This window comes from Cytobacillus gottheilii, from assembly GCF_001636345.1.
GTDB lineage: Bacteria > Bacillota > Bacilli > Bacillales > Cytobacillaceae > Cytobacillus > Cytobacillus gottheilii.
Genome location: NZ_KV440945.1, coordinates 2,480,580 through 2,503,530 on the forward strand (window position 1 = coordinate 2,480,580; position 22,951 = coordinate 2,503,530).

The 22,951-nt window shown below is 37.6% G+C and carries 20 protein-coding genes; 2 read left to right on the forward strand and 18 right to left on the reverse strand.

Going from position 1 to position 22,951, the window contains the following annotated elements; translation table 11 throughout:
• Nucleotides 1-10: 10 nt before the first annotated feature.
• The 15 genes from A6754_RS11965 to A6754_RS12040 form a co-directional block, all read right to left on the reverse strand.
• On the reverse strand, nt 11-3,421 hold the full coding sequence (locus tag A6754_RS11965; protein WP_066445672.1) for a hypothetical protein: 3,411 nt from the start codon (nt 3,419-3,421) through the stop codon (nt 11-13).
• A gap of 88 nt (nt 3,422-3,509) precedes the next feature.
• The gene (locus A6754_RS11970; RefSeq protein ID WP_066451609.1) at nt 3,510-3,701 is read right to left on the reverse strand and encodes a hypothetical protein; all 192 of its coding nucleotides are present in this window, start codon (nt 3,699-3,701) and stop codon (nt 3,510-3,512) included.
• A gap of 69 nt (nt 3,702-3,770) precedes the next feature.
• Nucleotides 3,771-5,318, reverse strand: coding sequence for an alpha/beta fold hydrolase (locus A6754_RS11975; RefSeq protein ID WP_066445673.1), 1,548 nt, complete (start codon nt 5,316-5,318; stop codon nt 3,771-3,773).
• 204 nt (nt 5,319-5,522) lie between these two features.
• Entirely contained in the window at nt 5,523-6,806 is a 1,284-nt protein-coding gene (locus A6754_RS11980; protein ID WP_066445676.1) for a globin-coupled sensor protein, read from the reverse strand.
• A gap of 504 nt (nt 6,807-7,310) precedes the next feature.
• Nucleotides 7,311-9,608, reverse strand: a complete 2,298-nt coding sequence (helD, locus tag A6754_RS11985; RefSeq protein WP_066445680.1) for an RNA polymerase recycling motor HelD — start codon at nt 9,606-9,608, stop codon at nt 7,311-7,313.
• A gap of 189 nt (nt 9,609-9,797) precedes the next feature.
• Nucleotides 9,798-10,418, reverse strand: coding sequence for an arylformamidase (gene kynB, locus A6754_RS11990; RefSeq protein WP_066445682.1), 621 nt, complete (start codon nt 10,416-10,418; stop codon nt 9,798-9,800).
• A 72-nt stretch (nt 10,419-10,490) separates the two neighbouring features.
• On the reverse strand, nt 10,491-10,901 hold the full coding sequence (locus A6754_RS11995) for a hypothetical protein (RefSeq protein WP_156495775.1): 411 nt from the start codon (nt 10,899-10,901) through the stop codon (nt 10,491-10,493).
• Between the two features lie 442 nt (nt 10,902-11,343).
• Nucleotides 11,344-12,381: a hemolysin family protein gene (locus tag A6754_RS12005; protein WP_066445690.1), complete on the reverse strand. Its 1,038-nt coding sequence runs from the start codon at nt 12,379-12,381 to the stop codon at nt 11,344-11,346.
• Between the two features lie 56 nt (nt 12,382-12,437).
• The gene (locus A6754_RS12010) at nt 12,438-13,742 is read right to left on the reverse strand and encodes a hemolysin family protein (protein ID WP_066445698.1); all 1,305 of its coding nucleotides are present in this window, start codon (nt 13,740-13,742) and stop codon (nt 12,438-12,440) included.
• 33 nt (nt 13,743-13,775) lie between these two features.
• On the reverse strand, nt 13,776-14,180 hold the full coding sequence (locus A6754_RS12015; RefSeq protein WP_257297508.1) for a MerR family transcriptional regulator: 405 nt from the start codon (nt 14,178-14,180) through the stop codon (nt 13,776-13,778).
• 609 nt (nt 14,181-14,789) lie between these two features.
• On the reverse strand, nt 14,790-15,734 hold the full coding sequence (locus tag A6754_RS12020; RefSeq protein ID WP_066445700.1) for a Gfo/Idh/MocA family protein: 945 nt from the start codon (nt 15,732-15,734) through the stop codon (nt 14,790-14,792).
• A gap of 97 nt (nt 15,735-15,831) precedes the next feature.
• Complete coding sequence (locus A6754_RS12025; protein WP_066445703.1) at nt 15,832-16,344, reverse strand: GNAT family N-acetyltransferase; 513 nt, start codon at nt 16,342-16,344, stop codon at nt 15,832-15,834.
• Nucleotides 16,345-16,355: 11 nt separating this feature from the next.
• Nucleotides 16,356-16,883, reverse strand: coding sequence for a DinB family protein (locus A6754_RS12030; RefSeq protein WP_066445706.1), 528 nt, complete (start codon nt 16,881-16,883; stop codon nt 16,356-16,358).
• Nucleotides 16,884-17,007: 124 nt separating this feature from the next.
• The gene (locus A6754_RS12035) at nt 17,008-17,265 is read right to left on the reverse strand and encodes a hypothetical protein (protein ID WP_066451611.1); all 258 of its coding nucleotides are present in this window, start codon (nt 17,263-17,265) and stop codon (nt 17,008-17,010) included.
• 232 nt (nt 17,266-17,497) lie between these two features.
• The gene (locus A6754_RS12040) at nt 17,498-17,962 is read right to left on the reverse strand and encodes a GNAT family N-acetyltransferase (RefSeq protein ID WP_066445708.1); all 465 of its coding nucleotides are present in this window, start codon (nt 17,960-17,962) and stop codon (nt 17,498-17,500) included.
• A gap of 661 nt (nt 17,963-18,623) precedes the next feature.
• Here A6754_RS12040 and thrS point away from each other — a divergent pair.
• Together thrS and A6754_RS22985 are read left to right on the forward strand one after the other, a co-directional pair.
• A complete protein-coding gene (thrS, locus tag A6754_RS12045; RefSeq protein ID WP_066445712.1) occupies nt 18,624-19,814 on the forward strand; it encodes a threonine--tRNA ligase in 1,191 nt (396 codons plus the stop codon).
• Nucleotides 19,815-19,879: 65 nt separating this feature from the next.
• Nucleotides 19,880-20,023: a hypothetical protein gene (locus A6754_RS22985; protein ID WP_180320217.1), complete on the forward strand. Its 144-nt coding sequence runs from the start codon at nt 19,880-19,882 to the stop codon at nt 20,021-20,023.
• Between the two features lie 55 nt (nt 20,024-20,078).
• On the opposite strand, the gene A6754_RS12050 is transcribed toward A6754_RS22985, so the two are convergent.
• The 3 genes from A6754_RS12050 to sdaAB form a co-directional block, all read right to left on the reverse strand.
• Nucleotides 20,079-21,095 carry a S66 family peptidase gene (locus A6754_RS12050; protein WP_066445717.1) on the reverse strand — a complete coding sequence of 339 codons (1,017 nt, stop codon included), beginning with the start codon at nt 21,093-21,095 and terminating at the stop codon, nt 20,079-20,081.
• 114 nt (nt 21,096-21,209) lie between these two features.
• Entirely contained in the window at nt 21,210-22,088 is an 879-nt protein-coding gene (gene sdaAA, locus A6754_RS12055; protein ID WP_066445719.1) for an L-serine ammonia-lyase, iron-sulfur-dependent, subunit alpha, read from the reverse strand.
• Nucleotides 22,089-22,122: 34 nt separating this feature from the next.
• Complete coding sequence (gene sdaAB / locus A6754_RS12060) at nt 22,123-22,785, reverse strand: L-serine ammonia-lyase, iron-sulfur-dependent subunit beta (protein ID WP_066445721.1); 663 nt, start codon at nt 22,783-22,785, stop codon at nt 22,123-22,125.
• Nucleotides 22,786-22,951: the final 166 nt, after the last annotated feature.

Below are 22,951 nucleotides of genomic sequence, written 5' to 3' on the forward strand. Positions count from 1 at the left end.
TATATCCCTCCTAATTCCACTCTTTTAATTTCCGCATTATCCAATTTTTAAACGTAATGAACACTGTCTCTTTTCCTTTAGTCTTCTGTTGTTTCTGCCATTCATGATAGCTGGCAACGCTGATTAAAATGGTTCCTGCTAGCAACAAGTATGCCCACCATGGCATATTGCCCCAAAATGGTCTTGTCTGAAGAAGCACATTCAGCAAAAGAACACCGCAGCCGACAAAGAAATATGCCTTAATTTTAAAATAAAAGCCTCCTAAAATGGAGAGCAGCGATAGTGTGCCGAGAATAATCGCATCCATCACTGTAGAACTTTGCAATCCATCTTCAATCAGTAAAAATGATACAGCTATTAGCACAAACCATTGCAGTTTATTTGTTTTAGATCTGTATCTTCCCTTTAAAATCATTTTGCCTAAAATGACGAGCAGCACGAGTGGCAGTACTTGAACTTCACGCATGAATACAGTTGGAATATGGATATATCCTATAAAACTGTAATAAGGCTGAATCAGCCATAAAAGCGAAATGACTGCAGGAATCCACATCAATTCTCCCTTAAATCGTGTACGCATCAAAATAATAAGACTACTAATTAGCAATCCGGGTGCCATTTTGAAAATGATGGCATCACTCTGGAAAAGATATAAACTTAACGCAAACAGAAGTGAACCAAGTAAAAATGGATCACTATATGAAAATATTGCAGCTTTTTGCTTATATTTTTTATACACCCACATGCCGCTCAAGGCAAGTGATACAGCAAAAGCAGCCAAAATACCCTGCTTCACACCGGCATTTGACACGTGCAGGAGAATGAACTGCAAGGTTCCTGCCCACGAAAGGAAAAGCGGTATGCTGGCCAAATAATAAAAACGGCTTTTAAACAAATAGAAAATGAAAGCTGCAGCATAAGCAAGAATGACAGAATAGTGCAGAAACGTATTTGGATATGCCAGGAGAACGTTTAGAATTCCAAAAACAGACCACGGAATTAAGAACCAGTTAATATGTTTTTGGTCTGATGTTCTTCCAAATTGCCATAATAGATAAACAGCTATGCTTATAATAAATGGTAAAAACTCCTTATGCTGTCCATTGTTCAATAAGTCCATTGCAAATAGAAGAGCTCCATATGATGATATAAAACAGCTATACAGAAATACTTTTACCTTCCAATTTTCACGCGTCATTCTTGAACTCATAAAATAGATAGCGACTGCTAGCAGAAAGCTGTCAATTGCTAGCTTTCCTTCTGCTATATAAGTTAGGGACAAAGCAAAAGGCAAGAACAGATGTCCTATCCAAGCGAAACCTGCTGCTAAACAGTGATCCTTTTTCAATAACACAGCAGCCAGCAGCAAAATAACGCCACCTATTGTATACTGCATTCTTGCTAAAATAACCGGTGAATCTTCAACGAATATATTCAGCATGGAGAAATAACTTAATAGCATAACAATTGGAATGATAAAAGGTATCCACTTATATGAACACTTTTTATAATATTTCCAATAAATGAGTAATCCCGTTAACAGAATAGCAGGCTGTACGAACTGATTGTAGACAAAATCAAGATAACTTAAAAGGATTGCAGTACTATAGATCACAACAGCTGCTGCATAAGCAATCTTTGCTATGTCCTGGATCTGATATCTTTCAGCTGTCTTGCTTAAAATAAGGAGCATCCCGCCGCCAATTGCAAAGCTGACTGCAATCCCTAAATGATCATGATACAACTCGCTTGCTGAATTTATAGCTTCACAAGCTGCAATGATTGCCATGCCAAAAGAAACAGGAATCACCCAAGGCGTCAGCTGTTGATAAAACTTCCTTTCATCCTGTCGGTAGCTTATTCCGAGGATGACTGTTAACAGTATTAGCATCAAGGCTACTTTGGAATGATCTTGAAAAGTTAACCCCATCATAGCCGTATAAAACATAACGATAAATCCAGCATCACGTGAACTATTTTGGATCACTCTGAAAAAAGAATGCTTATTGAGGAAGCCAAATAGTAAACATATAACTGCACCTATTAAGAATATCGGAACTAAATAGCTTGCTGGTTCTCCTATTCTAACCATTTCAAACATAGCGGTCATTGCGAATAATGGCGGTATATATGTGTACAGCATTTTGTTAAACGCATTTGCTAAATAGACATGAAGCCCAAAGAGGATAACAAATGACAGTGACAAAATGATAGAAGGCTGTCCTTGCCCAGCTAAAACTAATTCAGCCAAGCTATAGAAAAAGCCCAGAAATGACACAGCACCAGCTGTAATTCTAAATACATTGTCCCATGAATGTTTTTCTGGCAATAACTTTGGAATGAACAAAAAACTTCCTGCAGCTACTACAAGCAAAACTGGGCTCCAAGCATCTAAAATCGAAAATTCAATAACTTGAAATAATCCGTATAACGTAAAAATGGTAAATACAAAGTGATATTCCTTCCGTCCTGAAACATAGATTAAGGCCAGATACATACCTGCAGCAATCATTCCGTTTATGCCGGCAAATATGTGGCTCTCAATTAGTGAAGCCATAAATAATGAAGAAACGATAAATTGAATTTGCACATAATAAACAAGTTCTGCAGTAAATAATTTATATTTCTCTTGTTTCTTTACACGATGATAGGCAATGATTAAGAGAAGCTGAAAAAGAAGCATTCCTAAGAAAAAAGCGTCACGAGATAATTGGCACGCTGCTAAAAAGAAGCTGGCAAAGAAAGAGAGTGCTATATAGGAAAACCAAACATAAAAGCGAGACTGAAGTGATTTGGCAAAATACATATATACAGGGAATAGAAGAAGCGCTCCTCCGCTTCCAAACCAGAACCGACCTTCGCCTAAAACGGAAAAATAGGACCCAAAAAGTTCAAACCAGCCTGCCGATAAAAGAATAATCGGCAGAAAGAGGCTAGCTAGCACGTGAAAAGCAAACGCGGATCTGCTAATCTTCAAAAATTTCTGAGCGATAAAGCTTAATGTAAAAAACAGCAGCGAAACTGCACCAATTGAACTGGTGCGCAACAGTCCCGACATAGTATCCCACTGACTTGTTGCAACAAATAAGCCGCCAATTAAAAGAAGAAAAACACCGATATTGAGAAGCCATGTAATATTCCTTTCCCTAACTTCTTCTGGAGATCGCTTTTTAAGGGTTTTTTTCACTAATGGTTTACTCAATTCCGCCTCTTTAACATTCTCCTTTGAAACGCTTTCTATTGTATCTTCCTGAACCTTTTCAGGAACGATCGTTTCTATTTTTTGTAGATCATCATAGAAATTTAAATATGCGGCATCTACCACTTCATAAATCTTTTCTGAAATATAATTATGTTTTTTTAGTAGTTTTAACTCTTTATGAAAAATTTGCTGCTCCATATTGGTTATGCTATCTTTCATCGTATAACCCCTTTTGGTTTATTTAGTGTAATATTACACTAAATGCAAATTTTTTTCAACAAGAAAAAAACCCGCCTATTGGCGAGTTTTACTCTTGAATCGTTATAAGCTTTACATCATCTATGTTAAAGCGATGAAAATGGTTTTCTATGCAATAAACCTCTACAAAACCATCTAAATCCTTTGTTTTACCGATGACTTCTGATTTGTTTTCTGCTTCTACTTCTTCCGTTATAGCCAAATCTTTTTCAAACGTGTAGATAACTTTAAATGTTTTCATGTACTCACTCTCTCCCTTCATCCCTCCTTTTCCCGATCAGGATAAATTAAAACTAGTTTTAGCAGTTGTTTATTCTTTTTCAATATATACGGATCTTACTATGGTTCTAGTTATCTTTTTCCCTTGCGTATTTTTGCCTGTAACTTCAATGGTCATGTTATAGACACCGGATTTGCGAATATTCGAGATCAGCTTTTGTACATCATTTGTAGTTTTTTCAGTAACTAGTTTACCTGTTTCATCAATCACTTTAACATGGGTATGAACATTCTTTAATGCAGATGGGGATTGGAATGATAATGAATGCTCTCCTTTTTTCATTTTCCCGGGTAGGCTTAAAGAATATTGATCTCTTTCATTAAGGTTCGCTATAAAAAAGTATGCATCATTATCTTCTTGTGTTGTAATCTGTAATGTCCATTCTCCTTCTTCCGCAGCAACACCAGCAAAATCAGATTGCTGAGCACCGTGGAAAATGGAATATTCTTGGGTAGGTATATTGCTTTTCCTATGGATTTTTCCTGAGGGTGAAACAAGACTTGCATTTAAATCTTTACTGCGGCTATACAATTGAAAGGATGGTTTTGCACTTCCGTTCATATAAAAAGGAACCTTTACTTTTTTCTGCTTCTGTAGAGGTGCTCCATGAATGAATTCTGATGAACGATCTGTAATCGGAGATGGTTTTTGCAGTTTTAAAGTCTGTGCTGATGCAATAGCTGAATTGCGCAAATAAGGTTCAATTCTGGAAAATACTTTTCCGCCGACACGAATATGATCATGATCCAAACTTGAGTCTGTAAATAAATGAGTCGCATATGGCAGTTTTGTACTCCAGTCATTTACAAGGCCATCATTTGCACCGTGTGAGGCTAAATATTGTCCGCCCATCCATAGAGCAGAAAAGGCAGGGCCGCGGTTGGTTCCTGCAACAGTATAATAAGCATTTTTCCTGACATTGGCATGTGCATCTGTGTTTGCACGGAATTCAGCCATTTCCCCAGTCTGCAATGAAACTGTGCCCTCATCATCTTGACCTAATAGAGAACTAAGCCAGCCTGCGTACCAGCTATTGGCTAAATCAGCAAGGTGTGTCCCGTGGTGAGGAGATCCTAGTGTTATTACTTTTCCAACATAATGATGGGCACCAAAATGAACAAGCGCTGCCTGTGTATCTGGACCACCCTTGCTGTGAGCGACAATATTCAGTTTTTGTCCAGAGAAATGGTCACTAATTTCAGCTAACATTTCGGCTAGTAGTTCTCCATTGTCATATTGAGTGGCCGAACCATTTCCTGCTGCATCATGCAGCTGCACGAATACGGTTCGATAGCCAGCTTCGTATGCCTTTGTGTACATATCGTTCACACCATGATGCTCCGTTTCTCCATACCAGCTGCTTGCACTTCCATTCCTGCCCTGAACAAATACGATAGGAGGTTTATTCTTTTCAGCATTAGGCGGTGTACTGCCAAGAAACCACTCACCAGGAGTAAAACTTTCGTCAGGCGGGTTTAATTTCCCCATTGGCTGGATAGTACTTGCTGATGATCGTGCCGGGCTAACAGCAAACAGAAGCAATGCAAAAAGAACAACAATAAACAATGGCTTTCTCATTTTCCATCTCCTCTCAAGATCGAATGACATTCAACCATATGCAAAAAGAGAAGACAATCTTACTCCTATTAAAAAAATGAGAAAATAACCCAGATGAAAAATATCACAAATAGGTAATTTGGCACCTTTTAACAAATAGGACATTCATCTGCAGTTAATTCTTTTCTGCAGATATAAAAAGAGACAGGAATCTTTCCCTGTCTTTTAATGGATTTCTGAAGCAATGGTTGAAAGTTTGTCAGCGGAAGCGGCAACTTCATCAAAAGCAGTACCGATATTTGCAAGCACCTTCGTAAACTGAGACACTTCATTTTCAATCATATTATTTTGCTTCATTGTTTCATTCATCGTCGTCAATATTTCAGTAAAATGATCCTTTGTCTGTTCCATTCCCTGATGGCCTTCCTTAACAGAATGGCGAATCTCTGCTAGTGAATCGTTTAGAAGATTCATTTGTGAGTTAATGGTGTTAATAAGACTGGAAACCTCTAAGACCGATTTTTTCGTCTCGTCCGATAGTTTTCGGACTTCACCAGCAACAACAGAGAATCCCAGTCCATGCTGTCCAGCCCTTGCCGCTTCAATAGCTGCATTTAATGATAATAAATTAGTCTGATCGGCAATGCCGGTAACCATTCCTACAATCCCTTGCATCTGTTTGGATATGCCTAATAAAATATCAATATCCTTTGAAATTTTAGAAACAGCATTTTCGATATTGACCATATTTTCATTCTGCTGCTTAAGCTGGCTGCTGCCCAATTCTGCACTGTTTTCTGCGATTGTCGATAATTCACTTCCCCGCTGGGCTACCTGAACAATATGATCGGATTGCTGATGAAGCAAATGGAAAGATACTTGTGTTTCTTGTGATATCGCAGCGAGATTATGTGAGGAGTTTGTCACATTATCAACAAGAATCTGTTTTTCCTTGTCAGCTTCTGCCTGAATTCGACGAATTTCATCATCATAAGCTTCTAGTACAATTTGTTGTTCTAAGTTGAAAATTTTCGTGACTGCTTTCATCTTTAAAAAGATTTCCTCTTTCACAGCCACATTTTCTTCTATAATATTCAATATGGATATAAGTAAATTTTGAAATGCGCCTAAATACCATTTTGTTGGCAATTGGATTTTGACATGCATATTGGCAATTCTTCTGCGCATATTTATATAATTATCGTCAACAATTCCATTAAACATCTCGAAAATATGACTCTGCAGCGTAACCTTTAAACGTTGTATTGAACTATGCTGCTGAATAATTTGCACAAGCAGCGGCTCTTTTTCTACCTTCTCATAAAATTCATCCACAATTTTCGTGATTTGCTCTTTCACCAATGGCTGCAGTGATACAAGCTGCTGCAAATCCTCGTCAGTCAGACCAATCATCTCAATTTGTTTATTGCATCCTCTATTTACACTAATAGTTACATTAACATTATGAGTAACTTGATTTACGATCTGTTTCTTTCTCTTAAAAACCAAAGGAATCCCCCATTCTCTTACACTAGGATAATAGTAACACGCTTTTTTTAATTGTCATTATAAAATAGAAAGATATTACATGTAAATATTCCCATATAATCATTTAATAGGTCTTTGGAATTATTTTTATAAAACATTAGTATATAAAAAGTGGTACTTATTATTTATGTCGTTCAAAAAGAGGCTGGGACAAACCGAAATAAATCTTTCTAAAACACGAACTTTCAATATCTTGGTTTGGTATTTAAACAAGTCCGTTCCATTGCGCTGCGAACCCTCGCTTTCCGTGGGGAGGAAGCTGAGCCTCCTCGAAGCAAGCTCCTCCGGGGTCTCACCTTTTCCTCTATTGCCCACAGGAGTCGAGTGTCCTCCGCTCCATTTCACTCATGCTAATAAAATATATTTTATAATCGCAAAAAAACCGAATGATTAGAAAGATGACTTCCTAACCATTCGGTTCTATAAGAGTGTTAAATAATTATTTCCCAGCCTCTTTTGTTTTATTCATATATTTTTTTCAATTCCTTCAAGTTGATAACTTGAAGGATCAGCTTCTTTTAAAAATAAATTTGTACCTTTGGTCTGATAGAGATGCAGTTCATGCATTGCCCTAGTACAGGCAGTGTAAAACAATTTTCGCTCACGTTCCACTTGATAGTCGTCTGCATCTATAACGATTACGGCATCGAATTCAATACCTTTTGCCAAATAGGCGGGAATGACTTGAACGCCTTCTTCATATTTTAGTGTGGTTTTGTCAATCAGACTGACAGTGATATTCTCTTTTAAATTCTCATAAACTCTAGTGCTTTTATGCGCTGTTTTACTGATAATGGCAATGTTTTTAAAGCCTTTTTGCTGTAAGTCATGAATGTCTGCATTCAAGGAAGAGTATAAATGCTCATCCTCTACTGTTTTGATAAGCGGCAATTCGCCTTCCCGATCAAACGGTTCAATTAAGTGACCATTCGGAATTAAACTTGCCGTAAATTGACCGATTTGCTTTGTCGAGCGATAACTTTTTGTCAGTGTTAAAAATTCAGCTTCTTCACCAGCAAAAATCGTGCTGCGATCTAAGGAATGCCAGTAAATTGCTTGGTTAATATCACCCAGTAAAGTCAGCTTGCTGTATGGAAATAAATAACGCAAATAAGCAAACTGAAAAGGCGAGTAATCCTGTGCCTCGTCGATAAAGAGATGCTTAATGGAACCATTGGTTTTTCTGCCTTCAATTTGATCCTTTAAATACAAAAATGCAGTAGCATCCTCATAAGATAAAGTATTCTGCTGTATCTCTCTGATCGTTTTTTCTCTTATCTCTTTCCAATAAAGCGTGTCATTCTCTCTTGAAAAAAGTTCTTCGTAAAGTTTCTTTAAATCAATAAATTTAAGTCTTTTCACATGATTTTTTAAAGGTTTAAACCTTTGACTAACAACCTTATTAATTAAATATTTCTCTTCTTGCTCAACTTCAGTGAACTCTTCATCCTTTTTCTGGAGGTGCTGAAATGCCTCTAAATAATCTTCTCGGTCCAATAGCTCAATTTCTTCTTGAACCCATGAAGCTTTACGTTCTTTTTTCTCCAATTGACGAATTTCCTTTAAAAGCCACTCCTGTAAAAGCTGAATTCGATTTGGTATCGGCAGCGAATGATCATATTGGTAAAACTGCTGGTATATATCTTCGGCATCAATCAGCTTGCGTCCCAGGAATACCAAGTCATTGAAGATAAGCCCTTTGCTGGATAAGGATGCGATAAATTCATCAACAAAGGATTTAAAAGCTATTTGCGACTTATACTGAATTTCTTCCAGCCTTAGTGTAAGATCGTGTGAATCTGCAGAAATCAAAAGCTCTTCCAGCTGGTTGAATGGATCTTCAATATCAAAACTCCCCGATAAACGCCTTTTTAAATATTCCTGATAAGTCATTTGCTCCGTGTTTTCTTCTCCAAGTTCAGGCAAAACACTTGCAACATAGCTGTTAAACAAAGGGTTAGGTGATAAAAACAAGATATTGCTTGCCTGCAATGTATCACGGTGGCGATATAGTAAAAATGCGGCTCTCTGCAAAGCTGCTGAGGTTTTTCCGCTGCCGGCAGCTCCTTGTACTACAAGGATTTGATTTTTTTCATTGCGAATTAAGGCATTTTGTTCTTTTTGTATAGTCGCAACAATGCTCTTCATTTTTGCATTTGCCTGGCTGCCAAGAACTTCTTGAAGCATTTGGTCACCAATGGTCAGACCTGTATCAAACATAGCAGATATGAGACCGTTTTTAATCATAAATTGCCTCTTTAATGTCATCTCGCCATGAATGATGCCAGATGGTGTTTTATATTCGGCTTCACCTGGTGAAAAATCATAATACATGCTTGAAATCGGTGCACGCCAATCATAAATTAAAAAATCTTCATTATTTTGATCCATAAGGGATGCAATTCCGATATAGATCGGCTCAGGAGAACTCTCACCATCTTCATGAAAATCGATTCGTGCAAAATAAGGTGAATCTTCTAATCGCAGTAATGTGTTTAATTGCTGATCAATAATGCCTTTGCTTCGTTCACGCTCAGCTAAAAGTTCAGCCTGCTGCTTCATACTTGTAAAGGTTTCAATAACATCATCGGGTTCATCTAAGTTTACAGTAACATCCTCCCAGAATGTTTCCTTTAAATACTTTGCCTCTGAACCGATTACATCTGTTAAACCTGCTTGCTGCTTTATTTTCTCCTTAATTTCCTTCACTACGAGATTGACTCTTTGCTGTTCTTCCTGCTTCTTTTTCAATTCTTCGCTCATGCTACCGCTCCTAATATGAAAATTTTAAAGCAAGATGGTTGACATTCATTTGTTTTTGTAGTAAAGTATAATTAGATATTTATGAATGAAACCACTTATTCTTTAGTCCGTTTATTATCATACCATATTGTTGATTTGTATTCAACGTTACATATTTAAAAGCGCCTGTTCAAATGAACAGGCGCTTTTTTATTCTTTTCTAAGTACAGCTCTTACTGGACTTCCATCTGCCTTCTCTACTTTGAGGGGCATCGCAATTAATTCATACTCCCCTGGCTCAGCCTCATGTAAATCAATTGATTCTAAAATGTGAATGCCTTTATTATTTAATGCATGATGAGCAAGCATTTCCTTGCTGTTAAGCGGATCAACCGATGGAGACTCTACTCCGATTAGCCGGACACCTGAAACGGCAAGATAGCTCGCCGCTTCAGGAGCTATACATGTATAGGTTTCAGGGAATGTGGCTGGATCCGGCCATGATCCAGTTTTAATAAGCAGCCTCTCATACCCTTGCAGGTCATGTTTTTGGAGATCCTCCACGGTTATAAATTCTTTTTTCACTATCTCAATGACAAGAGCTTTCCCTATGTATAAGGATAAATCTAACTCTTCAATTCTCTTCCCTTTTTCATCAAAATGAAAAGGCGCATCTACATGTGTGCCAGTATGCGTGCTCATGACAACTCTGCCAACATTCGCTGAACCATTTTCAGCCTTTGTAGAGCTGAGTTCATATGAAAAAGGCGTATCACCTGGCCAAACAGGCATTCCGTTTTTCAGGGTTCTTGTAATATCAATAATAGTCATTTTTTTGCTTGCCTCCTCTATCCTTCCTATGATTTCTTTTAGTGTTACAAAAACCATTCTTATTCACTAATTCTATTTCTTACCTTCTGACTCATTTGCTTTATTATATCTTGTTTCATTTTCATAATACTGAATAAGTCCGGCAATAAAATAAAATAAAAGCAAAAATATAATAAAGAACAGTAGGAAAGCAATATTTATTTCTCCAGAATCTTGTTTAAATAAACTTACAGGTGTCAATCCATAAACAAACACTGTTGTGAATATAGCCACTGCTATTAATAGAAGTATCGATCGAGCACCTTCTATAAGCACATTTATCCAATACCCTTTTTCTCTTGCTTTTTTCCATCTGCGCAGAAATTTCTGTTCAAAATGTTCATCTCTCATTACGCGATAAATGGATAGAGGCAGCAGGGAGACAGCTAAAAGATAATAGAATGGCAAATAGTAGATTGGCGTAATAAGTGGCAATATAAGCATAGCGATAGAGGCTGTTATGAGGATAACAAGTTTAATTTTTTGCTGAATTATTATCACTTCCTATATTGATCTAGAAATAAAGGGTAAGATGAGTGAACTAACAGACAAAATATAAATCAACCAAAAGGTAATTGAATGCATTCTTTCATTTAAGAGGATAGTTTTTCTTTTAAAAAGTAACACACGGACGATGGTAAATGAACATAACAGGAAAAAAGCTAAAGCAAACGAGATGATTCCAATATTCCCTATATATTCTATTCCCAGTAACTCATAAAGCATCCTAAGTCCATAATGGGCACCAGTAAAACCAATAAGAATGAAAATAAGAATTTCAAACAGTGTTGCCAAGTACAACTTTAGGTGCATGATCCTTACCCCCTTTACCCTAACTTTAACATAACAAATGAAAAAAGGTCATCCATAAGAATGACCATTTCCTTTACTCACCATTATATTCGTCTTTAATTTCTCCAACAATTTCTTCTAAGATATCTTCCATGGTAACAAGACCTGTTGTTTCACCTTTTCCAGAGATGACTAGGCCTATATGAACGTGGTTCTGCTGCATTTTAAGGAGCACTTCTTTTAATGAAATACTCTCTAGGAATCGGGGAATGTCATGAATAAAATCTTCAATGGCCCCATTTCTTCCAGCAGCAATGCTTGTCATCATTTCTTTTGTATGAATAAAGCCAATGATTTTATCATTTGCTTTAACAGGATATCGTGTGTAATCATTCGCTTCCAAAACTTCGATCATTTCTGTAAAAGCCATGTCTTTTTTTAACATCACAATTTTCTCTTTTGGTATCATGATGTCTGAAAGTGCTCGTGTATCAAAAGCAAAGATATTCTCCAAGTAAGACAGTTCTGTCTGGTTAATCTCGCCGCTTTCATAGCTTTGTGTCACAATTAGCCTTAATTCTTCCTCTGAATGGATCGTTTCATGGCCAGCTGGCTTTACACCAAACAAACGAAGAAGCCAGGTAGCTGAACCATTTAATGCTTTAATGAATGGGTTAGTTATTCTTCCGAACCAATATAATCCTGGTGCAAGCAGAAGTGTCATTCTCTCTGCGTACTGAATAGCCAGGGTTTTAGGTGCCAGCTCTCCTAAAACCACATGTAAAAAAGTAACAATAGCTAAAGAGATTGCGTAAGAAAGAAAGGTTGATAATGGTTCTGATATTTCAAAGTGCTCAAACACTGGATGAAGCATTCTTTCAACGGTCGGCTCACCTAAAGCCCCAAGAACAAGTGCAGTAATGGTTATACCAAGCTGACAGGCAGATAAGTAATAATCAAGCTCATGTGCCACTTTTTTTGCCAAAACTGCTTTCTTATTCCCTTCAGCAATGAGCTGGTCAATTCTGGACATCCTAACCTTAAGGATCGCAAATTCAGCTCCTACGAAAAAGGCAGTCAGTCCGATAAATACGGCCACTAAAAATAAATTTAACATTATTAATCCGTCCAATTATTTCCCTCTCCCTGAGGGATTCACCTCCAAGTTGTTTACGTTTATTGCTATGGTTAATTAGTTGAAGTTTCGAGCATGACTACTTTCACTTGAAAGTGATCCATTTCAATGATAGTCCAAGTGTTTTCAGCATGTGTAAAAGTATCTCCAGATTCAAGCAGATCAACCTTTTGATGCTGCAGCCACCCTCCTATTGTCGCAATATCATCACTCTCTTCAAATTTCAAGCCAAATTGATCTTCAAGATCAACAAGCAGCGTACGGCCATTGATCATGTACTGATTATCACCACTTTGAACGATTTCTTCATCTTCATCTGCATCAAATTCATCACGAATTTCACCGACGATTTCCTCTAGGACATCCTCCATTGTGATCACACCAGAAGTTCCGCCATATTCATCAATGATAATAGCCATATGAACTTGTTCCTTTTGCATTTTTAATAATGCATCCTGTATTCTTGCTGCTTCAGGAATAAAAGGCAGATCTCGAACAAAATCTTCAATATTAATTGATTTACCAGCTGCAATAAGCGTTAACATCTTTTTGACGTTGACTACACCAATAATGTTATCTTTATCGCCACCCTCGATAACAGGGTAACGTGTGTAATTATGTTCATCCAAAACCGCCACAATTTCTTGCTGTGTCATATCTTTATCGAGTGTGATTAGTTCTATACGTGGCACCATAATGTCTTTAGCAATACGCTCATCAAAAGCAAAAACATTTTCCATGTACTCTAATTCAGTTTCATCTATTTCTCCGCCCTGGAAGCTTTGGGCCATTACAATCTTAAGTTCATCTTCTGAATATGCCTGGTCATGACCAGCAGGCTGGACGCCAAAACCTTTTAATAATAATCTTGATGTGCCATTCAGAGACCAAATAAATGGGTACATGATCTTGCCGAACCAATATAGCGGTGCTGCAAGAAGCATCGTCATTTTTTCGGCAAATTGAATGGCAAGTGTTTTAGGTGCCATTTCCCCCACAACAACATGCAAGAAGGTAACAAGCAAGAAAGCGATAGCATAGGAAGCAACAGAAGAAGCAGGCTCGGTTAAATTGATCCAATCAAAGACTGGGTACAGTAAGCTTTCAACGGCCGGCTTTCCTAATGCCCCTAATCCTAAAGCAGTAACTGTAATACCTAATTGACATGCTGACAAGTAATAATCAAGATCACTTGCAACTTTTTTTGCCATAATTGCTTTCTTATTTCCTTCAGCAATTAACTGGTCAATGCGCGACATGCGAATTTTTACGACTGCAAATTCTGATGCAACGAAAAAAGCTGTCGCTGCAATTAAAATAACAAGTAGAATTAAGTTTGTAATGGTAATTATGTCCAATTATTTCCCTCGTATGAGGGATTCACCTCCATATTAGTAAATCGCTGATAATTTCATTAATGTTCTTTTCATTTGCTCCTTTAGATTTAAGCAAACTTGTTCTCTCTCTTTATCAGGAAGCTGATCAAGTGATTCCTCAAGCAGATGTATTTTTTCATTAAGTGAAAGAATTTTATCTTCCACTTCTTTAATGATCAGATTCGTTTGCTGATCTGATTGTATAAGCTTTTTTATTTGATCTAAGGACATCTTCTCTTTTTTCAGCTTTTTGATTTTTTCAAGAGTTACAAGTGCTTCTTCAGGATATAAGCGGTAGTTTGAACTCGAACGCTCCACTGGCAATAAGTTATTCTGTGTATAATAGTCTATCGTTCTTGTTGTTAAACCGCTTAGTTTTGCTACTTGGCCTATTCTCAGCAAGGATTTCCCAAATGGCACACCTCCTTAAAGTTCTCGTATTTATGTATCTATAACGTTATACATTTTATAACGCTGCTCCTATTATTATACTTTTTTATAAAAACCGCACCTAACCATCACGAGACAGTTATGAGAAGAATTATACATACATGGTCGTTTTATTTCAACAAATATGACAAAAATGCTATGTATTTGAATCATTAACCTATAATTCTTAAAATGAAACAGGTTCAGATTATAAAAAACAGATAATCTCATGGTTAAGAAAACTCAAGTTTAATAGTAAAAATGAAAAGACATAAAAAAACGAGGCTGGGACAAAATGAAATTAATCTTTCTAAAACACGAATATTCAATATTTTGATTTGTGTAATTAAACAAGTCCGTTCCATTGCGCTGCGGACCCTCGCTTTCCGTGGGGAGGAAGCTGAGCCTCCTCGCAGCAAAGCTGCTGCGGGGTCTCACCCTTTCCTCTATTGCCCACTGGAGTCGAGGATCCTCCGCTCCATTTCACTCATGTTAATAAAATATATTTTATAATCATAATAAAAAAACCGAATGATTAGAAAGATGACTTCCTAACCATTCGGTTTTATTGGTGTGTTAAATACTTATGTCACAGCTCATTTATTGATGCAGTAAATCCTCTAATACTCTTTGAACTTTTACTCCTTCATCAAAATCAACTAACAGTGAAATTTCACCTTTTGTTCCATTTATCAATTCATGAACAAGGTCAAATTGTTTTTCACGACTAACATCCAGGACTTCACTATTTGTATCCTTCTTGCTTTCTGAAAGGATGCTCCAATTGACTATGTCAATCGTTCCTTTTTCTCCATATGCTTTGCATGATAAATGTTCTTTTTGACCAATCCCGCTAATGCCGTTGAAAAGGACAGGTATCCCATTTGCTGTTTCCAGTCTGCTGATAAAGCCTGTCTCACATTTTGCCGGGTCCTCAGGATAATCCGCGAAACTGGCAGTCACCTGCAGGTCGCCAAGGATATACTGCAGCATTTGTATGTAATGGGGCGCAACTTCACGGATAAAGCCACCTTGTTCCCTGCCTGCTATCCAATCATTTTGCTGCCATTGACGCGGCCATTCAGTAAATTGAAAATTAACTTCTACTTTTTTCAATTCACCTATTGAACCACTCTGTATTTTTTCTTTATATAGATGAAAAACATTGCTATACACCATTGGAAAATTGATTGCATGTACAATCCCTGCCTTCTTCGCAGCGCTGGTCATTTCCTCTGCTTCAGCAAGCGAATTCGCAAGCGGTTTTTCACATAGTAAGTGCTTGCCTGTACTGATAATGTCCAACGCAATTTGGTGGTGATACTTAGGCGGGACAGCCAAATAAATAAGAGTGATCTTATCATCCTTCAGTAATTCTCTGTAATCTGTATATGTTGACACATCTGGAAGCTGACTTTTAAACAAGTTTAATCTTTCTTGGTTTTGATCACATAAACCCGCTATTTCCACCTCTTCATGCTGCAAAAATGTATTTAGCAGCCTTTCTCCAATTGCTCCAACTCCAATAATTCCGATTCTTAACATGGTGCACCTGCTTTCATATGTTCAATATGAGTATTATACTATGTAATCTAAGAATTCTGAACAATAGAAATAGGATTTATACTACTAGATTTATAACTTACTTGTCTGTTGTCTTAATTAAATCAAAACCAAATGCGATTTCTTCTAGAGTTTCTCCTCCTATTTCTATGTTTACGCGATCCAACTCCTCTCCACCGAGTTTTTCGTAAAAGGTTACTGTAGGATTATCGGCTAAAACAAAAAGCAGGAAAGAATTTATGCCCTTTTGGCTCAATGCATTTGTACAGTGTTGAAATAGAGACTTTCCAATTCCTTTTCCATGTTCTTTTTTTAATAAATATAGTGTATATATTTCTCCAGGATATCCTTTATACTTGCCTGTCCTTTCGTTTCCGCAGTTAGCAAATCCAACGATTTCCCCAAGCTCGTTTTGTGCAACATAAACTGCAGTATTCGGAATCATATTAATCCACAACTTTTCTCTGTTTTCATAAGAGAGAGCTTCCAGGTAGGCTTTCGGTACAATTCCGCTATATGTTTCACGCCAGCTATCTACATGAACTCTGGCGATTGCCGGGGCATCGTCTATGACTGCTTTTCTAATTTTCATAAGCATCTCCTTTATTTATCCGTATTTAAAACGCCTAAGTATTCGATCCATGGACCTACATCTAATCGATATCTTTCAGCCATAATTCTAGCTATTTGCGTAATATGAGTTAAATCATGAACTGCCCAGGTTGAAATAAGCTCACGTACTTTTACTGTTCCGAAGGCAGGGTGGTAGCCTGTTTGTTCAAGCAGTTCTTCAGAAGAAATCAGTTCTTTTAAGATTTTTATATTTTCTTGTCTCAGCCTTTTAAGAAAGATTAATGCTTGTTCTACTGTAGTGCTTTTGTTGTGTAAATGAGCAAAGCGGTCAAATGCCGGAAATGCCTTTTTATCTCCTTCCTTGATAATAAACTGCAGCCGCGGAATCCAATTGGATTGCTCACCTTCAATCAAATGAAGAATGACTTCTTTTACACTCCATGTGTCTTGACCTTCGTTACTATTCGTCCATTGAGCGCTTATTCCAGTTAAAAAAGCACTTAACATATTTGGTGTTCTTTCTAATATCTCAATGGCTTCATCAAATTTAAAGTTCATAAATCTTCCCCCCAATCTTTCTACTATTATATTTTCGTTTATGTAAAAATAGATACTTGAATATATAAAAATCTAAAAAAATAGCAGCGAGCAGAAAGGTACACCATAAAACATTCCCAGTTGTTTAACTCAACAATTTATTGTAAGAAAAGATTATTAAGCCGCAAACAAATGCTGCCGCGATAAAGGTAAATACATAGAAGAAGGGTGAAACTGCTCCGCCGAAAGCTACTTCATTGGGGATTGGTTGAGGATTGTTCCACAGTTTCTCAATATCTGGTTTGTAATATTTTGTTTTGATATATCCCGCTATTAAATTACCAATTATATAAATGAAATGAATAACAAATGAAAAAACAATTGATAGAATAATCGTCTTCAACTCATCACACATCCTCTCGCTTATCCTCTTCCATATTAACCCAAACGTAACACTTTGGTAAATAGTACTTGTGCAAGCTCTCCGCTTTTGGGGTAAACGAAAAAAAGAGCCGTATTGGCCCTTTACAATTTAAATGCTATTCGTCTCAAAAAGAAAGGCATAAATTATAAACCAAAATATACTTTTTAAAAAATAAAACCTACTTTGGATGATATTTCATTAAAGGTATATATTACGATATTTCATTAAGTTCCATTGTCAATCGAATCATATCAACACAGTGAATACCGTTCTCCATAATCTTTTCTTTATAATGCTTACTAAAATAATTATGCTCGATATAATTTAATCTAAATCCACACTTTTGATAGAGTGCCACCTGATGAATACTTGAATTGCCTGTGCCAATTTCTAAAGTATGATAACCAAGATTTTTTGCCAATCTTATAGCATGTAAAATTAACGTTTTCCCTATTCCTTTCCCCTGATGTGCTGTAGCCACGGCAATATTAACAATTTCAGCCGTATTCGGACGCGTTTCGAGCAGCACATATACACCGACTGTTTCATGCTCCCATTTCGCTATATAGCAAATTCCTCTTCGCAAGTAAGATAAAATCATTTCCTTTGATGGATCTGCAAGAAGCAGTAAATCCATTGGTGCCGCATCATTGACGGCCAGTTGTTTGATTTCCATTTTTACACCTTCCTAAATGACTTAATCTAATGATCATATACTAATCTTAAACATAAATGTTTTCATAAAACTACTGTTGACAAAGTTTTCCTCTTCATCATATAATACAAAAAAAATCAATAATTAAAGCGTTGATGAGGACATGAATCTTTTTCAATTTTCTTAAACAGAGAACGAGGTCAATGGCTGGAAGCCTCGAGAAAATACAGAAGATTTACCGCCTCCTGAGCTGTTATGGGGAATCAAGATTATAGTGAAACCATAACCGGGTAACCGTTATGAAATGAAGCACAGCCGCTTTTGCTGTGGAATTTGGGTGGAACCACGACCGTACTCGTCCCTTTTAGGAGGGAGAGTACGGTCTTTTTATATGCATTAAAAATTTATATATAAATGCGTTGATGAGGACATGAATTCAATCGATCATTTCTTTACAAGAGAACGAAGTCTTGGCTGGAAGCTTCGAAGAAAAGGATTGAATTTACCGCCTGCTGAGCTGTTATGGGGAATTTTTTAAAAATGAAACCATAACCGGGAAACCGTTATGAAATGAAGCACAGCTTTTCTGCTGTGAAAATTGGGTGGAACCACGACCATACTCGTCCCTTGTGCAGAGGAGAGTATGGTCTTTTTTATATTATAAAAGATGGAGGCTAGCAAAATGGAAAAAGAAAATCATCAAAAATTAGGAAGTATGCTTGAATTATTTATGACCGATGAAGAAGCTCCTGGAATGCCATTCTATTTGCCAAAAGGAATGGCCATTCGCAATGAGTTAGAAAGGTTTTGGCGAGAAGAACATGAAATTCGAGGCTATGAGGAAATTAAAACACCACTTTTGATGAAGCAGCAAATATGGGAACGTTCCGGGCATTGGCAGCACTATCACGAAAATATGTATTTCGCTGAAGTAGATGACCAACGCTATGCGTTAAAGCCAATGAACTGCCCTGGAGCAATAAAAATCTTCAATCATAAACTTCGCAGCTATAAAGAACTGCCGATCCGCTTTGCCGAACTCGGACTTGTTCATCGCCATGAGCGATCCGGGAGCTTAAACGGCTTGCTGCGGGTCCGTTCATTTACACAAGATGATGCCCATTTATTTGTAAGAGAGGATCAAATTGAAGATGAAATTCGCAAAGTGTTAATAATGATTGAAATCTTTTATAAGAGATTTGGCTTTGATTATAAAATTGAGCTTTCTACACGGCCAGATGAGTACATGGGTTCACTTGAAAGCTGGAATGATGCGGAGACTGCTCTAAAAAATGTTCTGCATCAAAATGGTGTTCCATTTGCTCATAATGAAGGCGACGGTGCCTTTTATGGTCCGAAAATTGATTTTCATATTTTAGATAACCGCGGCAGAAGCTGGCAATGTGGAACAGTCCAGCTGGATTTTCAAATGGGTGAAGTGTTTGATTGCCAGTATATTGGCCATGATCAAAAAATGCATCGGCCGATTATCATTCACCGCGCCATATACGGTTCACTTGAACGGTTTCTCGGTATTTTAGTGGAGCATTATGATGGTGCTTTTCCGGCTTGGCTTGCACCTGTACAGGTAAAAGTATTAAATGTTGCAGATGCTCATCTCCCTTATGCCAAATATATATATGACCTTCTAAAGAAAAATGGCATAAGGGCAGAATTTGATAACCGCTCAGAAAAAATGGGCTTGAAGATCCGCAAAGCCTCATTGGAAAAAGTGCCATATATGCTGATTATAGGCGCTCAGGAACAGAGCAGCGGCAATTTGACAGTCCGGGTGCGCGGTAAACAACAACAAGATCAGTTAGAGATAGCTCAATTTATACAGTTAGTCAACAATGCAGGAAACTGGAAGTAAACAGGATAGTTTTCCGCTCATTGGAGATAATAGCATTATCTTTTTCAATGAGCGGAGTGTCTTAAATGTGGAGCTGGATTTATGAGCATATTATTAATACGATCTACTTTATCGTAAGCATTGTTGGCCTATTATTTATCGTATGGTGTGTGCTTTTCTACTATTGCTTTAAAACAGATACAAATGATAATAATGAGAAAAAAATGTAAGGATTTACGTTGAACATAAGAAACCCTGTTAAGAATATGAAAAGCTATAAAAAGTTTATAATAAAGCTTGAGATAACTCCCCTTCTCCATTTTGCAAAGTAATTTCTGCACTTGCTCCGTTAACAAAAGTCATCTGTGGCGGAACATGTCCGCAATCTATATCATAGATGATTGGGAGTTGAACATCTTCTTTTAAGTCCTTATAAAAGTCTGCAATTGTATAGCCGTCTACAGTCTCATTCGCACTGCTTCGACCAAAAACAATCCCTGAAGCATTTTTGAACCAGCCTGCGAGCTTCATTTGGATAAATGTTCTTCTTAAATCAACGGTATTCATTTCACAGTTTTCAAAGTACCAAAGAATACTCTCATCTTGTAAATAGTGATTTTGGAAATGTCTAATATCTCCATATGGAGTGCCGATGACATGTCTAATTACGTCAATACAGCCTCCTAGCATTCTTCCTTTCAATGTAAACTCTTTTTCATCGTCAACAGTTTTCCATTCTGTTTTTTCTGTTAAATGAAAGACTACTGGACTTGGATTATCATGCATCCAGCTTTTCTGATAATGAAGGGAGGAGAATTGATCAATCCGCTCTCCTTTTTTCGTTAAAAGTACTTCTTCCCATTTACCTGTTACTTCATCTGTAGAAGTCCCTCTTAAATCAATTAAATTGGTGCCATGTGCTGTTGCGATCCCCGTTTTTACCGTAACGACAAACAAAAGCAAACTTATATCAGAATAACCAAGAATCCATTTAGGAGAGATCTTTTCATAATCAATAAGTTCAATCACTTCTAATAAAAGCTCCCCGCCCCAAGGTGGAAAGATAAGCTGAATGGATGGATCGCTCAGCATCTGATTAAGTTCTTCTGCCCGTTTTTTTGCAGAAGCTGATTTGGCATTTTCTTGTGTCCAGACAGTTTCACCCGTTTGAACATAATAACCCTTTTCCTGCATCTTTTGGATTGATTTGTGAAGCAAATGATGCATTGGTTTAGGTACACCTGAGGAGGGTGCTGTAACCGCAATTTGTGCCTGATTATGAAACATTGGATAAGTAATCATACAATTATTTCCCCTCAAATCATTTTTTGTTTTGAATAACATACCATTATTAACATCTTTTTCAAATAGTTTTAATAAAAAAAGTTCTCCATTCATTAGGAGAACTTTAAAGGTTTATTGTTTTTTTCCAAATATCTCAGCTTCCAGCCGTTTGCCAGTCGGCGTTGCAGCCAGCCCGCCTTCTGCCGTTTCTCTCAGAGCGGATGGCATGGATTGGCCAATGAGGAACATGGCACCAATCACTTCATCACAAGGGATACGGCTAGTAATGCCTGCTAATGCCATATCAGCAGCAGTCATGGCATTGGATGCACCCATTGCATTCCGTTTAACACATGGAACTTCAACTAAGCCTGCAACAGGATCACATACAAGTCCGAGCATATTTTTTAACGTGATCGCCATTGCTTCGGCTGCTTGCTTTGGAGAGCCGCCAGCCATTTCAACGATTGAGGCTGCAGCCATTCCGCTTGCTGAGCCAACTTCAGCCTGACATCCTCCAGCAGCACCGGAAATCGAAGCATTATTAGCTACAACAAAACCGAAGGCAGCGGAAGTAAATAAGTACTCAATCATTTCCATTCGTGTAGGGTTCAACACTTCTTTCACAGCAAAAAGAGTACCTGGAACAACGCCTGCTGAGCCTGCAGTCGGTGTAGCGCAGATTGTGCCCATTGCCGCATTTACTTCGTTCGTTGCAACCGCTTTGCTGACCGCGTCTAAAAGCGTATGCCCTGATAATGCTTTTCCTGATTTAATATATTTTTGCAGCAGCACAGCGTCTCCGCCTGTTAAACCGGAAACTGACGTGACACCATTTAGCCCTCTCTCGACCGCTTGCTCCATTACCGTTAAATTTCGATCCATTTTAGCGATAATGTCCTCTCTTGAAAGACCTGTTACTTCAATCTCCTGACGGATCATTATTTCAGCTGTTTTAACCCCTTCTTTTTCAGCAAGTTCAACCAGCTCGGCTACGTTTTTAAATAACATGATGTAATTCCTCCTTTATGACCGCATGTTGCATCTATTCAACCATTCGAATAACCTGTGTCACATGATGAAGCTTTTCGATATCCTCTATTAAATCCTGAGCGATTTTTTGATCGACTTCTATAACCATTAAAGCCATTTTGCCTTTTTCTTTACGGGAAACTTCCATATGCCCAATATTAATTTCGTGTTGAGCTAAAATATGAGTAACCGATGAAATAACGCCAAACTGGTCGTTGTGCACAACTAAGATCGCTGGATGTTCACCAGATAGCTTAAGCTGGAAGCTATTCAGCTCCGTAATTTCAATGGTACCTCCGCCAATTGAAATCCCAACTAGCTCTAAATCCTTTTCATCATCAGACAATTTAATCCGTACCGTGTTTGGATGTTCTGGGACAGCTTCTTCAACGGAAAAAGTGACCTCCATCCCTGCTTCCTCTGCTAGTTGAAGCGACGTGGGGATCCGTTCATCAAATGTATCAAAATCTAAAATTCCGCCAACAATCGCCACATCAGTACCATGCCCCTTATAGGTTTTTGCAAAAGAGCCGTAAAGAAGGATTTCTGCTTTTTTAGGCTGCCTAGCAAATAAAGTCCGCGCCACTCGGCCAATTCTTGCTGCTCCGGCTGTATGAGAACTGGAAGGACCGATCATGACCGGACCGATTATATCAAACGCTGATCTGTATTTCATGTAAAACCCTCCTCAACTGTACCGCACCATTTTGTAAACGCTTATCATAATATATTTTCCTTTGAAGTTTTATGTTCAACAGTTATTCTGCATAGCAATGAATGAAATATAGATGTTTACTTATCGTAATAAATAGCTTGGCAAACGAATAAATCTCAGTTTTTCT

Excerpts from the sequence above, each read along its gene's own strand:
- A6754_RS11970 (WP_066451609.1), bottom strand. The coding sequence starts at position 3,701 with ATGAAAACATTTAAAGTTATCTACACGTTTGAAAAAGATTTGGCTATA.
- A6754_RS12030 (WP_066445706.1), bottom strand. The coding sequence starts at position 16,883 with ATGAACTTTAAATTTGATGAAGCCATTGAGATATTAGAAAGAACACCA.
- A6754_RS12040 (WP_066445708.1), bottom strand. The coding sequence starts at position 17,962 with ATGGAAATCAAACAACTGGCCGTCAATGATGCGGCACCAATGGATTTA.
- sdaAA (WP_066445719.1), bottom strand. The coding sequence starts at position 22,088 with ATGTTATTTAAAAACGTAGCCGAGCTGGTTGAACTTGCTGAAAAAGAA.
- thrS (WP_066445712.1), top strand. The coding sequence starts at position 18,624 with ATGGAAAAAGAAAATCATCAAAAATTAGGAAGTATGCTTGAATTATTT.
- A6754_RS11965 (WP_066445672.1), bottom strand. The coding sequence starts at position 3,421 with ATGAAAGATAGCATAACCAATATGGAGCAGCAAATTTTTCATAAAGAG.
- A6754_RS12025 (WP_066445703.1), bottom strand. The coding sequence starts at position 16,344 with ATGAAAATTAGAAAAGCAGTCATAGACGATGCCCCGGCAATCGCCAGA.
- A6754_RS12020 (WP_066445700.1), bottom strand. The coding sequence starts at position 15,734 with ATGTTAAGAATCGGAATTATTGGAGTTGGAGCAATTGGAGAAAGGCTG.
- A6754_RS11995 (WP_156495775.1), bottom strand. The coding sequence starts at position 10,901 with ATGCTTATATTGCCACTTATTACGCCAATCTACTATTTGCCATTCTAT.
- A6754_RS11975 (WP_066445673.1), bottom strand. The coding sequence starts at position 5,318 with ATGAGAAAGCCATTGTTTATTGTTGTTCTTTTTGCATTGCTTCTGTTT.
- A6754_RS12050 (WP_066445717.1), bottom strand. The coding sequence starts at position 21,095 with ATGATTACTTATCCAATGTTTCATAATCAGGCACAAATTGCGGTTACA.
- helD (WP_066445680.1), bottom strand. The coding sequence starts at position 9,608 with ATGAGCGAAGAATTGAAAAAGAAGCAGGAAGAACAGCAAAGAGTCAAT.
- sdaAB (WP_066445721.1), bottom strand. The coding sequence starts at position 22,785 with ATGAAATACAGATCAGCGTTTGATATAATCGGTCCGGTCATGATCGGT.
- kynB (WP_066445682.1), bottom strand. The coding sequence starts at position 10,418 with ATGACTATTATTGATATTACAAGAACCCTGAAAAACGGAATGCCTGTT.
- A6754_RS22985 (WP_180320217.1), top strand. The coding sequence starts at position 19,880 with ATGTGGAGCTGGATTTATGAGCATATTATTAATACGATCTACTTTATC.